Genomic DNA, 13974 nt, shown 5'->3' with positions numbered 1-13974 from the left:
CCTTACGCCGCGATATCGCCCGACTGGATGCGCTTGACGCCGGCCTTGGTCATGTCGGCCCAGGCCTTGGCGAGCGAGCCCTGGAGGTCGATGCCGCGGCAGGCGTCCTCGATCACATAGGTTTCGAAGCCGGCCTTGCGCGCGTCGAGTGCGCTCCATGCCACGCAGTAGTCGGTGGCTAGGCCGGCGAGGAACACCCGCTTCACCTTGCGCGCCTTCAGATAGGCGGCGAGCCCCGTCGAGGTCTTGCCGTCGGCCTCGGTGAAGGCCGAATAGCTGTCGACGTTCTTGTTGAAACCCTTGCGGATCACGAGCCCGGCATGCGGGATTGCGAGATCCTTCGACAGCGACGCGCCCTCGGTACCCTGGACGCAATGATCCGGCCACAGCACCTGCTTGCCGTAGGGAAGATCGACCGTCTCGAACGGCTTCTTGCCGGAGTGGGATGTTGCGAAGGAGACATGGCCCGGCGTGTGCCAGTCCTGCGTCATCACCACATTGGCAAAGCCTTTGGCGATGCGGTTGATGACGGGAACGACCTGATCGCCGTCCTTGACCGCGAGACTGCCGCCGGGAAGGAAGCAATTTTGCACGTCGATGACGATGAGCGCGGAAGCGTTATCCGGCTTGATCGGTGCGGCCATGAGTGCTCCTGGTGCGAGGGCAGCGACCGATGTCGCGCCGATACCTGTCAGAACCAGCCTGCGAGAAAGCATAGCGCGTCTCCCCTGTTGCGAACCCGACAGGAGGCAAGGCTAGTTCCATGTGTGTACGAACGAAAGCTCGAAATTGCGGCGCGGGCCGCAAATTTCGCATTCAGCCCCGCGGATGAATTCCGTCGCGCACGGCGCGGAAGCGCGGAAAGGCCTTGCTCCAGTCGTCGCGCGGCGACGAGCCGATGATGCGCATCGAGGTCTGGGAGCCGAACCGCAGCCATTGCACGATCGTGACAGGCGTATTGTCCTTGCCGCTGATGGCGTCGATCCGCGTCTCGTAGCCGGGTTGGCCGTCGATGCGGACCGGCTCGGACATCGTGATCCGCCCGTCGCGCACGCCGGGAATGGTGGTCGCGATCTGCTGGGCGAAGCGGCCGCGATCGTCGGGCGACGCCGCGGTCGAGCCGATCAGGCCGATGATCATGAAGGGCGCGATCTCAAAACCCTTCTTTTCGTCGCTATCGGAGAGAATGAGGGCGGCGCCCGGCGCCAGCGTGCGGATGTTCTTGAAGCTCGAGAGCTCGCTCATCTTGAACGGCATCAGCCCGAGCTGCTCCTCGACCGGCACCTCGTTGCGGATCTTGGCGGAAGCGAACATCTGCCGCACGGCATCGTCGGTATAGATCTTCGAGGCGTTCTCCGGCACCTGAACGGCGACATAGCCGGAGAAGGTAGGGCCGGGCAGGATCATCGAATAGCGGCGCACATTGGTTGAGCCATCCTTGCCGTTTTCGACCGTGTAGTAACCAAGTCCTGCTGATGTCTCGATGCTCTCCGGCTTGATGCCGCCGGTGCCGCCCGGGTTGGCCTTGAAGGCATTGGCGACCTCGCCATAGGCCTCGGCCGGCAGGTCCGCGACCAGGACCTTGACGCCCTGATCCTCGGTCTCGAATCCGATGAACGCTCTCGCCTTGTTGAGGCCGACCAGCGGCGTCATGCCGACCCTGGCGCCCGGCGGGAAGACCGGGTCGGCGGCAAACGCGGAAGAGAAGACGGCGGAATGGGCGGCAACGATCAGGGCAACCGCAGCAAAATATGGAAGGGGCTTCATGGAGTATCTACCGGGTTTGCATGGAGGCCGTTCAGCGGCCCGACGATGCGGCGCGTGGAATCTCGAGTGGAATCTTTCGGGCCTTGCGGGAACGACAGGGTCGTTCCGGTCGGCCCGCTTTTAGCGGTTTTGACGTCCCTGCAACAGGGCAGGGCAGGCGTCCGTTCCTCCGATATCTCGGCTTTTTTGCGGGTTTCTGCCCGCTCTCCGGGCTGTTTTTGAGGCGCTTCCAGCGGCCAAATACCGCTCCCCCCTCCCAGGCGGCGGCGGGCCAATGCGCAACGCCTCCGTGGCGCGGGCGATAAGCGGCCTTGCCGATTTCTTAACGCCGCTCCAGGCGCGGACCCCGGGCCCGCCCCGGGCTGACACATTCTTTCAAACGTCAGGCTTTTCAGGCCCTAAGCTTGCGTTCGGTCCTTGCAGGCATAACCCACCCTCCTATATGAGGCTCACCGTCGCAATATCGCGAGTATTTGAACGTTGGGGGTTCGGTTAGGTGCGCCGTCCAGGGCCCAGCCAACCTGCCGCAAAAAGAAGGATATGAGGACCATGGGAAAGGTCATTGGGATCGATCTCGGCACCACGAATTCGTGCGTCGCCGTAATGGACGGCAAGACTGCCAAAGTCATCGAGAACGCCGAGGGCATGCGCACGACGCCGTCGATCGTTGCCGTTACCGATGACGGCGAGCGTCTCGTCGGCCAGCCCGCCAAGCGCCAGGCGGTGACCAATCCCGAGCGTACGTTCTTCGCAGTGAAGCGCCTGATCGGCCGCCGCTACGACGACCCGATGGTCGAGAAGGACAAGAAGCTCGTTCCCTACAAGATCGTCAAGGCATCGAATGGCGACGCCTGGGTCGAAGCCGACGGCAAGACCTATTCGCCCTCGCAGGTCTCGGCCTTCATCCTGCAGAAGATGAAGGAGACCGCGGAAGCCCATCTCGGCCAGAAGGTCGAGCAGGCCGTCATCACCGTGCCCGCCTACTTCAACGACGCGCAGCGCCAGGCCACCAAGGACGCCGGCAAGATCGCCGGTCTCGAAGTGCTGCGCATCATCAACGAGCCGACGGCGGCAGCGCTCGCCTACGGCCTCGACAAATCGAAATCCGGCACGATCGCGGTCTACGATCTCGGCGGCGGCACCTTCGACGTCTCGATCCTCGAGATCGGCGACGGCGTGTTCGAGGTGAAGTCGACCAACGGCGACACCTTCCTCGGCGGTGAAGACTTCGACATGCGTCTGGTCGGTTATCTCGCCGATGAGTTCCAGAAGGAGCAGGGCATCAACCTGCGCAACGACAAGCTGGCCCTGCAGCGCCTGAAAGAGGCGGCTGAAAAGGCCAAGATCGAACTGTCGTCGACCACGCAGACCGAAATCAACCTGCCGTTCATCACGGCCGACCAAACCGGGCCGAAGCATCTGACGATGAAGCTGACGCGCGCTAAGTTCGAGGCGCTGGTCGACGATCTCGTCCAGAAGACCATCGAGCCCTGCCGCAAGGCGCTGAAGGATGCGGGCCTCACCGCCGCCGAAATCGGCGAAGTGGTGCTGGTCGGCGGCATGACCCGCATGCCCAAGGTTCAGGAAGTGGTGAAGCAGTTGTTCGGCAAGGAGCCGCACAAGGGCGTCAACCCGGACGAAGTCGTCGCCATCGGTGCGGCGATCCAGGCCGGCGTGCTGCAGGGCGACGTCAAGGACGTGCTGCTGCTCGACGTGACGCCCCTTTCGCTCGGCATCGAGACACTGGGCGGCGTGTTCACCCGCATCATCGACCGCAACACCACGATCCCGACCAAGAAGAGCCAGGTGTTCTCGACCGCCGAGGATAACCAGAACGCGGTCACCATCCGCGTCTTCCAGGGCGAGCGCGAAATGGCGGCCGACAACAAGGTGCTCGGCCAGTTCGACCTGATGGGCATTCCGCCGGCGCCGCGCGGCATGCCGCAGATCGAGGTCACCTTCGACATCGACGCCAACGGCATCGTCAACGTCTCGGCCAAGGACAAGGCGACCGGCAAGGAGCAGCAGATCCGGATCCAGGCCTCCGGCGGCCTGTCGGAATCCGACATCCAGAAGATGGTCAAGGACGCCGAGGCCAACGCGGCCGAGGACAAGAAGCGCCGCGAGGCGGTCGACGCCAAGAACCATGCCGACGCGCTGGTGCATTCCACCGAGAAGGCGCTGGCCGAGCACGGTTCGAAGGTCGAGGAAAGCGAGCGCCGCGCCATCGAGGACGCCGTCAGCGACCTGAAGGAAGCGCTGAAGGGCGAGGATGCCGAGGCGATCAAGGCCAAGACCAACACGCTGGCGCAGGCTTCGATGAAGCTCGGCGAGGCCATGTACAAGCAGCAGGCCGAGGCGGATGCCAAGCGGGATGCTGCCAAGGATGACGTGGTCGACGCGGAGTTCACCGAGGTCGACGACGACAAGAACAACAAGAAGTCGGCTTAAAGCGGGCTTTCGATCATGACCCTCATCCAACAGAGCGCGCGGCTTGCGTTCGGTGGGTGGGGGTCATTTTTCTTTAAGCCGATGGCGGCATCTTCGATTGAGGGTGTTTTCGGTACGAAGACGAAATTCGGGCGGGTTTGACTAATGTCCACCAAGCGCTGCTATTACGAAACGCTGGAAGTCGAACGAGGCGCGGACGAGGGCAAGCTCAAAGCGGCCTTCCGCAAGCTGGCGATGAAATGGCATCCGGACCGGAATCCGGGCGATGCCACCAGCGAAGTGAAATTCAAGGAAATCAACGAAGCCTACGAAGTGCTGAAGGACGGCGAGAAGCGCGCCGCCTATGACCGCTACGGCCATGCCGCGTTCGAGCAGGGCATGGGCGGCGGCGGCCCCGGCTTCGGCGCCGGCTTCGCCTCCTCATTCTCCGATATTTTCGAAGACCTGTTCGGCATGGCCGGCCAGCGTGGGCGCGGCGGCGGCCGCGAGCGCGGCGCCGACCTGCGCTACAACATGGAAATCACGCTCGAAGAAGCTTTTCAGGGCAAGACCGCCCAGATCGAGATTCCGGTTTCCGTCACCTGCGAACCCTGTTCGGGCACCGGCGCCAAGGCCGGCACCAAGCCGAAGACCTGCTCGACCTGCGGCGGCGCCGGCCGCGTCCGCCAGGCCCAGGGCTTCTTCACGCTGGAGCGGACCTGTCCCGGCTGTCAGGGCCGCGGCCAGATGATCGAGGATGCTTGCCCGAACTGCTCGGGCTCGGGACGGGTGACGCGCGACCGCACGCTGTCGGTCAACATCCCCCAAGGCGTCGAGGACGGCACGCGCATCCGGCTCGCCGGTGAAGGCGAGGCCGGCGTCCGCGGCGGCCCGCCGGGCGACCTCTATATCTTCCTGTCGCTGGCGACCCACGAATTCTTCCAGCGCGACGGCGCCGATCTGCACTGCCGGGTTCCAATCTCGATGGTGTCAGCCGCGCTCGGCGGCGAATTCGAGGTCCCGACCATCGACAAGGGCAAGACCAAGGTGAAAGTGCCGGCCGGAACACAGTCAGGCCGCCGTTTCCGCATTGCATCAAAAGGCATGCCGGTGCTGCGCTCGCGCCAGACCGGCGACATGTATGTCCAGGTAATGGTCGAAACGCCGCAGAATCTGACCAAGAAGCAGCAGGAACTGCTCGCCGAGTTCGAAAAACTGTCGTCGGGGGCCACCCAGCCGGAAGCGGCGGGCTTCTTCACCAAGGTCAAGGACTTCTTCGGCAACCGCGCGGGCACGTAGGCCGCACGCGCGGAGATAGCCGGACGGCGCGGCATCGCGCAGTCATGATTCATTCAGCTTGCACAGTGTCTTATCGCGGGCTCGCGGGCACTTTGGCGCGGCTGACGCATTACCGTTTGGCTTGACCATATCCCCGTCGACCTATACGTGTTTATGACTGTTTTCTGACATCCCGCTCGTCAGCGGGGTCCCGCCTGGTAGCGACATGCCTTTGCAATCGTCCGTGCGTGCGTTGAAGAAGCCTCTCCGTCTCGACGATGAGGTTCGCTTCCTCCGTTCATGGATCGAAAAGCCGCTGCACATGGGCGCGGTGATGCCGTCGAGCAAGCTGCTCGCCCGGACCATGGCGCAATATGTCGACGTCGAATCCGAAGGGCCGGTCATCGAACTTGGGCCCGGGACCGGCGCGATCACCAATGCGCTGATCGAACATGGCGTCGATCAGCGGCGGCTCGTGCTGGTCGAGTACAATCCGGGCTTCTGCGCGCTGCTGCGCGATCGCTATCCGCAGGCCAAGGTGGTGCAGGGCGATGCCTATGCGCTGCGCGCCTCGCTTGGCGAGATACTGGATGCGCCGGCTTCCGCCGTGGTCTCCGGCCTGCCGCTTGTGACAAAACCGATGCTGACGCGCCTGAAACTGATCCGCGACGCCTTCGCGGCGCTCGCCCCCGGCGCACCCTTCGTGCAGTTCACCTATTCGGTCGCGCCGCCGATCCCGAAATCGTTGCCGGGCGTGTCCACAGAAGCCTCGGAGCGGATCTGGATGAACCTTCCGCCCGCGCGGGTCTGGGTGTATCGCAAGGGCTGACGCCACGTATTCGCGTGGCAGATCTGCCCCGAATACGAATTAAAATATGTCCGCGCTGAAAATCCTCGTGATCCCGGGATCGCTACGATCAGGCTCGCTGAATGCGAAGCTGGCCGCCGTTGCGGCCCATGCACTGGCGCAGCAAGGCGCCGAAGTCACCCGCATCTCGCTGTCCGATTTTCCGCTGCCGATCTATGATGGCGACCTGCAGGCCAAATCCGGCGTGCCGAAGCACGCGGTCAACCTGAAGCGCATGATGGCAGCCCATCACGGCGTGCTGATCGTGACGCCGGAATATAACTCCTCGGTGCCGGCGCTGGTGAAAAACACCATCGACTGGGTGAGCCGGGTGCAGGATGCGCACGAGACCCGCGGCCAGGTGTTTCGCGACCGGGTGTTTGCGATTGCGTCGGCTTCCGGTAACCGGCTCGGCGGCGCCCGCGCGCTGGCCGCGCTGCGGCTGATCCTTTCGGCCTGCCATGCCCAAGTGATCCCGAACCAGTTCGCGCTTGCCTTCGCCGATGACGCCTATGACGAGACGGACCGCCTGAAGAATGCCGCCGACAGCGACGGGCTGAAAGCAATGGTGCGGCAGTTGATCGACATTTCCCAACGCATGATGTGAGGTGACATGCAGCCAGCCGATATCGCAGCAAGGGACCGCCTGATCGTCGCACTCGATTTGCCCGGGGTGACTGAGGCAGAAGCGATGATCGCGCGGCTCGGCGACAGCGTGAGTTTTTACAAGATCGGCTACCAGCTCGCTTATGCCGGCGGATTGCCGCTGGTGCAGCAACTGGCGAAGTCGGGCAAGAAGGTATTCGTCGATCTCAAGCTGCACGACATCGGCAACACGGTGGCGCGCGGCGTCGAGAGCGTCGCAAAGCTCGGCGCGACTTTCCTCACGGTGCATGCCTATCCGCAGACCATGAAGGCCGCGGTCGAGGCCCGCGCCGGATCGGGTTTGAAGATTCTCGCGGTCACCGTGCTTACCTCCTATGACGACGGCGATCTGCATGCCGCGGGCTATCGCCTCAACGTCTCCGATCTGGTGGAAGCGCGCGCGCAGCAGGCGCAGGTGCTCGGCGTCGATGGCCTCGTCAGCTCGCCGGAAGAGGCGGCGGCGTTGCGCAAGATTGTCGGCCACCAGATGAACCTGGTGACGCCAGGCATCCGCCCGGCAGGTGCTGCGACCGGCGACCAGAAGCGCATCATGACGCCGGCGCGTGCGATTGCCGCCGGCGCGGACTATCTGGTGGTCGGACGCCCGATCACGGAAGCTGCCGACCCGAAGGCTGCGGCGGATGCCGTCCAAGCGGAAATCATGCAAGCGTTGGCATAGTCAAACCAGTGAGACAAGAAACGGGAGAGTGAGATGGCGAAGGGATACTGGATCGGTCGCGTCGACGTTCACAATGAGGAAGGCTACAAGCCTTACATGGCGGCCAACCCGGCCATCTTCCAGAAATTCGGCGGGCGCTTCATCGTGCGCGGCGGCAAGTTCACCGCTGTCGAAGGCCAAAGCCGCTCGCGCAACGTCGTGATCGAGTTCGACAGCTACGAGGCCGCGCTGGCCTGCTACAACTCGCCGGAATACCAGGCCAATATCAAGGTGCGGCAGCCGCACTCGACTGCCGAGCTCATAGTCATCGAAGGCTACGATGTTCCCGGGCTGTCCGAAGAGGCCTGATCCGCTACCTGACGGGAAGTTGCCGTAATCGCCCGCCCCGGCTATACCCCGTGCAGAGGTAAGAGCCATGGCCGATATGCGATTGATCGTAGCGGGGGCCGGCGGCCGGATGGGCCGCGCGCTGGTGCGCGTCATTTCGGAGACGCCGGGCGCGGTTTTGACCGGCGCGCTGGAAGCGCCCGGCTCGGAACTGCTGGGCAAGGATTCCGGCGTGCTCGCAGGGTTGCCGGAAAATGGCGTCAAACTCTCCGCCGACCTGTGGGCGCTGTCGGCCAATGCCGACGGCATTCTCGACTTCACCGTGCCTGCCGCCACCATCGCCAATGTCGCGATCGCCGCCGAACGCGGCCTCGTGCACATTGTCGGAACCACCGGGCTGTCGGTGTCCGACATGGCCGTGATCAAGAGCGTTACCCAGCGCGCGGTGGTGGTGCAATCAGGCAATATGAGCCTCGGCGTCAATCTGCTCGCAGCGCTGGTCAAGCGCGTCGCACAGTCGCTGGACGAAAGTTTCGACATCGAAATCGTCGAGATGCACCACAAGGCCAAGATCGATGCGCCGTCGGGTACGGCATTCCTGCTCGGCGAAGCCGCCGCTGCCGGCCGCGGCGTTGACCTGCATGCCCGCTCCGCGCGCGGCCGCGACGGCGAGACCGGCGCGCGACGGCCGGGCGACATCGGCTTTGCCTCGCTGCGCGGCGGCACCGTCACCGGCGATCACTCTGTGATCTTCGCAGGCGCCATGGAGCGGATCGAGCTGACCCACCGCGCCGAGGACCGCACCATGTTCGCGATGGGTGCCGTCAAGGCCGCACTGTGGGCTCGGGGCAAGGCGCCCGGCTTCTACACGATGACCGACGTGCTCGGCCTGACCGACTTCTAACCATCGAACAACGGAATTTGTAATGAGCGATCGTCTTCTCGTGCTCGTGCGGCATGGCCAGAGCGACTGGAATTTGAAGAACCTGTTCACCGGGTGGAAAGATCCTGACCTCACCGAGCAGGGCATTGCCGAGGCCAAGGAAGCGGGCCGCAAATTGAAGGCGCAAGGGCTGACGTTCGATGTTGCCTTCACCTCCGACCTGACCCGCGCCCAGCATACGCTGAAACTGATGCTCGCCGAGATCGGCCAGACCGGACTGCCGACGACGAAGGACCTCGCGCTCAACGAACGCGACTACGGCGATCTCTCCGGGCTCAACAAGGATGACGCCCGCAAGAAATGGGGCGAGGACCAGGTGCTGATCTGGCGCCGCTCCTACGACGTGCCGCCGCCCGGCGGCGAGAGCCTGAAGGATACGCTGGCGCGTGCGCTGCCTTATTACGTGCAGGAGATTCTGCCCGGCGTGCTGCGCGGACAGCGTACGCTGGTCGCCGCCCACGGCAACTCGTTGCGTGCACTGATCATGGTGCTGGAGAAACTGACGCCCGAACAGATCCTCAAGCGCGAACTCGCCACCGGCGCACCGGTGATCTATCGGCTGAATGCGGACTCGACGGTGGCGACGAAGGTTGACCTGGCGGCGTGAATTAGGGCGCGTAGGGTGGGCAAAGGCGCGCAAGCGCCGTGCCCACCATCTATTGGCATCATCGGTCTGAAATGGTGGGAACGCTTCGCTTTGCCCACCCTACAAGTTCTCAATGCAGCCCCACCTGTCCCGCTTCCCAGCCGAGCATCGCCTGTTTGCGGGTGATGCCCCAGTGGTAGCCGGTCAGGGCGCCGCCTTTGCCGAGTGCGCGGTGGCAAGGCACGACGAACGACACCGGGTTGCGGCCGACGGCGGCGCCGACGGCGCGTGAGGCCTTCGGGCTTTTGATCTTGGTGGCGATGTCGGAATAGCAGACCGCGCGGCCCATCGGGATCTTCAACAGCGTCTCCCACACCCGCACCTCGAAATCGGTGCCGATCAGGACCACGCGCAGCGGCTGGTCCGGCCGCCACAGCCTGGTATCGAAGATGCGCTGCGCAAGGCCAACGGTGCCGTCGTGGTCCTCGACATGGGTCGCGTTCGGCCAACGCCGCTTCATGTCGGCGAAGGAGACCTGTTCCTGGCCGGGGTCAGCGAAGGCAAGCCCCGCCAACCCACGGTCGCTGGCGATCACGATGGCGGTGCCGAACGGCGAGGCATGGAAACCGTAACGCAGGATCATGCCGGCGCCGCCGTTCTTCCATTCGCCGGGCGACATCGCTTCATGGGTCACGAACAGATCATGCAGCCGGCCCGGGCCCGACAGCCCGGAGTCGAGCGCGGCATCGAGGATGCTGGCGGAATCGCGCAACAGGCCCTTGGCGTGGTCGAGCGTCAGCGCCTGCATAAAAGCCTTCGGCGTCAGCCCGGCCCAGCGGCGGAATAGATGGTGCAGTTCATCGGGCGTCAAGGCGGCGGCGTCCGCCATCGCCTCGATGGTCGGTTGCGCGCGCCAGTGCTCCGAGATGAAGGCGATGGCGCGGCGCACGGAATCATAGTCGCGCTGCGCGGCGCTCTGGAGGCCCGGCTTGGCCAGGCGCTGGTCATGTATGGCTGATATCATCATGGGGTCTGATTTAGGGCTCATGCGCGGCTCAAACCACCCGATTTCCGACAAGCCCAACGTAGCGTTTTCGAGCGAAGTGGGAACCGGTTCGCGCGAAGAAAACGCGTAAAAAAGAAAGCCTCAGGTGACGGGGTTGTAAGTAATGCCGCGCTTGGCGGTCTGCAGCGCAGCCAGTAAGGCTTTGGCAAAACTCGCCTTTTCGTCGGGACCCAAAAAATGGCCGATCGTAACCCGGCGGCCGCGGGATACCAGATAAAGGTGCTCGATGCCGAATTCGGGATCGCCGGTCTGTTCGAGTTGCACCCAGAGCGGATTGAACGACCATTCGATCAGATGACCGCGATGACTGACCCGCCGCACCCGCAATTCGGACGGCGTCACCACGATGTCCTCGGTGGCGTCAGCGCTGCGAAAATTGATCCGGAACGCCCAGTAGATCACCAGCACATCGAGGCCGAAAAAGCCGAGCACCGGCCAGGCACCCATCAGGCAAAATGCGATGCCGGCAACAAAACTCACCGCGCCGATGAATGCCATCAGCACCAGAAAGCCAGTGCGGTTGAGCGACCGATGCGGCGTCACCCGCGCCGAAAAAAGCGTCGGCTGGTCGAGCGCCGGATCAAAGTCGTTGCTTGCTGTCATCGCGTATCAGTATATCCCGATCATGGCCAAAATCATCCGCTCTCTCAGCGCCAAAAAACCCGGCGTTCCATCCGCGCCGAAAAAACCGGCCAAGAAGGCCGCCAAGGCGCCGCCCAAACCGGCGAAGAAATCAGCCAAGCCAAAATCTCTGAAACCAAAGCCCTGGACGCCGGCCGAGATCCATGAGGCCTTCAGCCGTTTTCGCAAGGCCAATCCGGAGCCGAAGGGCGAGCTCGAACACCTCAATCCCTACACGCTGCTGGTGGCGGTCGTGCTGTCGGCGCAGGCGACCGATGCCGGCGTCAACAAGGCGACGCGCGCGCTGTTTGCGGTCGCCGACACGCCCGAGAGGATGCTTGAGCTCGGCGAAGAGAAAGTGCGCGAGTACATCAAGACCATCGGGCTCTATCGCAACAAGGCCAGGAACGTCATCGCGCTGTCGGAAAAGCTGATCGCCGAGTTCGGCGGCGAGGTGCCGCGCACCCGGGCCGAAATCGAGTCGCTGCCGGGGGCCGGGCGCAAGACCGCCAATGTCGTGCTCAACATGGCCTATGGCGAACATACGATGGCGGTTGATACGCATGTATTCCGCGTCGGCAACCGCACAGGGCTTGCACCCGGCAATACGCCGCTGGAAGTCGAGTTGGGATTGGAGAAGGTGATCCCGTCCGAATTCATGCTGCACGCCCATCACTGGCTGATCCTGCACGGGCGCTACACCTGTCTGGCCCGCAAGCCACGCTGCGAGGTGTGTCTGATCAACGACCTCTGCCACTGGCCGGAAAAGACGGTGTGAGTTTCTTCTCAACCTCGCCCCGCTTGCGGGGAGAGGTCGACGCGCTCTTGCGCGGCGGGTGAGGGGGTACAGGTCCATCAATTGACGGAGCACGCGGAGAGAGCCCCTCACCCCAACCCTCTCCCCGCGAAGAGCGGGGAGAGGGAGAACTAAGCCACCGGCATTCCCGTTTTCCTCGCCGGCTCGATCAGCTCCGGCCGGGGGCCCGACAGCCGCTTGTGCATGTGGACCATGAAGGCCATGCCGAACACGGGTGTCGCCAGATTGACGATCGGGATCGAGACGAAGGCGGCGATGAAGAGGCCGGCGGTGAACACGGTCGCCGCATTGTCCCTGCGCATCGCCTTGGCTTCCGCCGGCGAGCGGAAGCGCATGGCGGCGAGTTCGAAATATTCGCGGCCCAAGAGCCATGCGGTGGCGATGAAGAAAATCAGAAAACCCGCACCCGCGAACAGCACAAAGGGCAGCGCGATCAGGTAGACCAGGATGGTCAGCAGCGCCGTTTTGATGCCCTCGGGGATCGAGATGCCAAGCGGCAGCGCGGCGCCGGGGCGCTCGGCCGGATAATGTTCGCGCTCGACATGCTCGGCGACGTCGTCGACGAACACGCTGGCGATCAGCGAGGTGACTGCCGGCATCAGGAAAATGCCGCCGAGGACGACACCGAGCCCGGCCGCGATCGAGATGATCCAGGAAAGGATGTTGAGCGTCGTGTGGAAGCCCGGCCCCAGCATTGCCTCGGCCCAGCCTTCGCCGTATTCGGCGAACCAGCTCAACGCGCGCTGCAAGCCGATGGCCAGCACCGTGATCAGCACCAGCGCCAGCCCGATCGAGCGCCACAAAATGGTACGCATCGGCGGCGACAGGATCTGCGAAAGCGCCTTGACGGCGGCGTCCAACATGGCGGTCTGGCCTCTTGTGAAAAAACCCTCGCGAGAGGTAGATAGCCCCAGGGGTTTCGGCAAGAGCCTGCCGGCTCCCGGGAGGCGAACCGCCGTCAAAAAACAACGCCGCTAGAGGCTGCTATGACCCGTGTTCAGGAACTCTATCCAGACAACAAGATCGTGCTGCGCGAGGTAGGCCTGCGCGACGGCCTGCAGCTCGTGAAGACGTTTCCGTCCACCGCCGCCAAGCAGCGCTGGATCCGCGACGAATATGCCGCCGGCGTGCGGCACTTCGAGGTCGGCTCATTCCTGCCGGCGAAGACGTTTCCGCAATTCGCCGATGTGCAGGACATCATCGCGACCGTGGCATCGCTGCCCGGCGCTTACGGCATCGCGCTGACGCTGAACGAGCGCGGTGTCAACGAGGCGCTGGCGTCGGGCGTTGCGGAAGTGGCGACGGTGGTTTCGGCGACCGAGGAGCACAGCCAGGCCAACGCCAACCGTTCGCGCGAATCTGCGATCGCCAACGTCAGGCGGCTCTGCGAGTTGCGCGACGCCAGCGCGCACAAGCCGGTGGTAAATTCCGCGATCTCGATGGCGCTGGGTTGCTCGATCGTGGGGCCGGTAGACCCAAAGGAAGTGTTGCGGTTGACGGAAAAGCTGTTCGAAGCTGGCGTCGACATGGTCGCGATCGCCGACACGGTCGGTTATGCCGGGCCGAAGCAGGTCGGTGAACTCGTCGCAGGGGCGGTGAAGATCGCGGGAGCCAGGCCGATCTGCATTCACCTGCATGACACCAGAGGCATGGGCATCGCCAACGCTTCCGCCGCGCTCGATGCCGGGGCGCGTGTGCTCGACGGATCGCTCGGTGGTCTCGGCGGTTGCCCGTTCGCGCCGGGCGCCACCGGCAATGTCGTGTTTGAGGACCTCGCGTTCCTGTGCGAGAGCAAGGGATTTGCCACCGGCATCGATATCGAGAAGCTGATTGCGGTGCGCGGAATTCTGAAATCCGAAATGCCCGGTGAGGCGCTGTATGGCGGATTGGCGCGGGCCGGCTTGCCGCGCGGGAGAGCGGCGAGGGCGGCCTGAACGCCTTTCGTCATGGCCGGGCTTGACCCGGCCA

At 63.9% G+C, this 13974-nt stretch carries 15 protein-coding genes; 10 read left to right on the top strand and 5 right to left on the bottom strand.

The annotated features are described in order from the left end of the window. Window positions 1–2: 2 nt before the first annotated feature. Together pncA and AC0QUY_RS23300 are read right to left on the bottom strand one after the other, a co-directional pair. Window positions 3–716 carry a bifunctional nicotinamidase/pyrazinamidase gene (pncA, locus tag AC0QUY_RS23305; protein ID WP_161851020.1) on the bottom strand — a complete coding sequence of 238 codons (714 nt, stop codon included), beginning with the start codon at window positions 714–716 and terminating at the stop codon, window positions 3–5. A gap of 100 nt (window positions 717–816) precedes the next feature. Continuing rightward, the gene (locus tag AC0QUY_RS23300) at window positions 817–1767 is read right to left on the bottom strand and encodes a hypothetical protein (RefSeq protein ID WP_161851021.1); all 951 of its coding nucleotides are present in this window, start codon (window positions 1765–1767) and stop codon (window positions 817–819) included. 549 nt (window positions 1768–2316) lie between these two features. Here AC0QUY_RS23300 and dnaK point away from each other — a divergent pair. From dnaK to AC0QUY_RS23260, 8 genes are all read left to right on the top strand, one after another. Then, window positions 2317–4218, top strand: a complete 1902-nt coding sequence (gene dnaK, locus AC0QUY_RS23295; protein WP_161851022.1) for a molecular chaperone DnaK — start codon at window positions 2317–2319, stop codon at window positions 4216–4218. 144 nt (window positions 4219–4362) lie between these two features. Further along, window positions 4363–5496, top strand: a complete 1134-nt coding sequence (gene dnaJ, locus AC0QUY_RS23290; protein ID WP_475388553.1) for a molecular chaperone DnaJ — start codon at window positions 4363–4365, stop codon at window positions 5494–5496. Window positions 5497–5701: 205 nt separating this feature from the next. Further along, window positions 5702–6304, top strand: coding sequence for a class I SAM-dependent methyltransferase (locus AC0QUY_RS23285; RefSeq protein WP_161851024.1), 603 nt, complete (start codon window positions 5702–5704; stop codon window positions 6302–6304). A gap of 46 nt (window positions 6305–6350) precedes the next feature. Continuing rightward, window positions 6351–6929 carry an NADPH-dependent FMN reductase gene (locus tag AC0QUY_RS23280; protein ID WP_475388552.1) on the top strand — a complete coding sequence of 193 codons (579 nt, stop codon included), beginning with the start codon at window positions 6351–6353 and terminating at the stop codon, window positions 6927–6929. Between the two features lie 6 nt (window positions 6930–6935). Continuing rightward, window positions 6936–7646 (top strand): orotidine-5'-phosphate decarboxylase, encoded by a 711-nt coding sequence (gene pyrF / locus AC0QUY_RS23275; RefSeq protein ID WP_475388550.1) that lies wholly within the window; start codon window positions 6936–6938, stop codon window positions 7644–7646. Between the two features lie 33 nt (window positions 7647–7679). Then, window positions 7680–7994, top strand: a complete 315-nt coding sequence (locus tag AC0QUY_RS23270; protein ID WP_161851027.1) for a DUF1330 domain-containing protein — start codon at window positions 7680–7682, stop codon at window positions 7992–7994. Window positions 7995–8061: 67 nt separating this feature from the next. Then, window positions 8062–8877 carry a 4-hydroxy-tetrahydrodipicolinate reductase gene (dapB, locus tag AC0QUY_RS23265; protein ID WP_161851028.1) on the top strand — a complete coding sequence of 272 codons (816 nt, stop codon included), beginning with the start codon at window positions 8062–8064 and terminating at the stop codon, window positions 8875–8877. 22 nt (window positions 8878–8899) lie between these two features. Beyond that, on the top strand, window positions 8900–9523 hold the full coding sequence (locus AC0QUY_RS23260) for a 2,3-bisphosphoglycerate-dependent phosphoglycerate mutase (protein ID WP_161851029.1): 624 nt from the start codon (window positions 8900–8902) through the stop codon (window positions 9521–9523). A 109-nt stretch (window positions 9524–9632) separates the two neighbouring features. Here AC0QUY_RS23260 and AC0QUY_RS23255 read toward each other — a convergent pair whose 3' ends face one another. Beyond that, a complete protein-coding gene (locus AC0QUY_RS23255; RefSeq protein ID WP_161856309.1) occupies window positions 9633–10529 on the bottom strand; it encodes a methylated-DNA--[protein]-cysteine S-methyltransferase in 897 nt (298 codons plus the stop codon). A 120-nt stretch (window positions 10530–10649) separates the two neighbouring features. Further along, the gene (locus AC0QUY_RS23250; RefSeq protein ID WP_161851030.1) at window positions 10650–11171 is read right to left on the bottom strand and encodes a DUF2244 domain-containing protein; all 522 of its coding nucleotides are present in this window, start codon (window positions 11169–11171) and stop codon (window positions 10650–10652) included. A 22-nt stretch (window positions 11172–11193) separates the two neighbouring features. On the opposite strand from AC0QUY_RS23250, the gene nth reads away from it, so the two are divergent. Further along, window positions 11194–11967 (top strand): endonuclease III, encoded by a 774-nt coding sequence (gene nth, locus AC0QUY_RS23245; protein WP_161856310.1) that lies wholly within the window; start codon window positions 11194–11196, stop codon window positions 11965–11967. A 149-nt stretch (window positions 11968–12116) separates the two neighbouring features. Here the strand turns inward: nth and AC0QUY_RS23240 are convergent, their stop codons facing one another. Beyond that, window positions 12117–12869, bottom strand: a complete 753-nt coding sequence (locus AC0QUY_RS23240) for a sulfate transporter family protein (RefSeq protein ID WP_161851031.1) — start codon at window positions 12867–12869, stop codon at window positions 12117–12119. A gap of 123 nt (window positions 12870–12992) precedes the next feature. Between AC0QUY_RS23240 and AC0QUY_RS23235 the strand changes: the two genes are divergently transcribed. After that, complete coding sequence (locus tag AC0QUY_RS23235) at window positions 12993–13940, top strand: beta/alpha barrel domain-containing protein (protein WP_475388549.1); 948 nt, start codon at window positions 12993–12995, stop codon at window positions 13938–13940. The last annotated feature ends 34 nt before the right edge of the window (window positions 13941–13974 follow it).

The sequence above is a fragment of the Bradyrhizobium sp. WYCCWR15520 genome, assembly GCF_056174665.1.
Note: the sequence above shows the minus strand (reverse complement) of the source record. Positions and strands in the feature narration are given on the sequence as shown.

What these genes read in the sequence shown, in the direction of transcription:
- dnaK (WP_161851022.1), top strand. Translation starts at nt 2,317, where the DNA reads ATGGGAAAGGTCATTGGGATCGATCTCGGCACCACGAATTCGTGCGTC.
- AC0QUY_RS23235 (WP_475388549.1), top strand. Translation starts at nt 12,993, where the DNA reads ATGACCCGTGTTCAGGAACTCTATCCAGACAACAAGATCGTGCTGCGC.
- pncA (WP_161851020.1), bottom strand. Translation starts at nt 716, where the DNA reads ATGCTTTCTCGCAGGCTGGTTCTGACAGGTATCGGCGCGACATCGGTC.
- AC0QUY_RS23280 (WP_475388552.1), top strand. Translation starts at nt 6,351, where the DNA reads ATGTCCGCGCTGAAAATCCTCGTGATCCCGGGATCGCTACGATCAGGC.
- AC0QUY_RS23255 (WP_161856309.1), bottom strand. Translation starts at nt 10,529, where the DNA reads ATGATGATATCAGCCATACATGACCAGCGCCTGGCCAAGCCGGGCCTC.
- nth (WP_161856310.1), top strand. Translation starts at nt 11,194, where the DNA reads ATGGCCAAAATCATCCGCTCTCTCAGCGCCAAAAAACCCGGCGTTCCA.
- AC0QUY_RS23270 (WP_161851027.1), top strand. Translation starts at nt 7,680, where the DNA reads ATGGCGAAGGGATACTGGATCGGTCGCGTCGACGTTCACAATGAGGAA.
- AC0QUY_RS23260 (WP_161851029.1), top strand. Translation starts at nt 8,900, where the DNA reads ATGAGCGATCGTCTTCTCGTGCTCGTGCGGCATGGCCAGAGCGACTGG.
- AC0QUY_RS23285 (WP_161851024.1), top strand. Translation starts at nt 5,702, where the DNA reads ATGCCTTTGCAATCGTCCGTGCGTGCGTTGAAGAAGCCTCTCCGTCTC.
- AC0QUY_RS23240 (WP_161851031.1), bottom strand. Translation starts at nt 12,869, where the DNA reads ATGTTGGACGCCGCCGTCAAGGCGCTTTCGCAGATCCTGTCGCCGCCG.
- dapB (WP_161851028.1), top strand. Translation starts at nt 8,062, where the DNA reads ATGGCCGATATGCGATTGATCGTAGCGGGGGCCGGCGGCCGGATGGGC.
- AC0QUY_RS23250 (WP_161851030.1), bottom strand. Translation starts at nt 11,171, where the DNA reads ATGACAGCAAGCAACGACTTTGATCCGGCGCTCGACCAGCCGACGCTT.
- AC0QUY_RS23300 (WP_161851021.1), bottom strand. Translation starts at nt 1,767, where the DNA reads ATGAAGCCCCTTCCATATTTTGCTGCGGTTGCCCTGATCGTTGCCGCC.
- pyrF (WP_475388550.1), top strand. Translation starts at nt 6,936, where the DNA reads ATGCAGCCAGCCGATATCGCAGCAAGGGACCGCCTGATCGTCGCACTC.
- dnaJ (WP_475388553.1), top strand. Translation starts at nt 4,363, where the DNA reads ATGTCCACCAAGCGCTGCTATTACGAAACGCTGGAAGTCGAACGAGGC.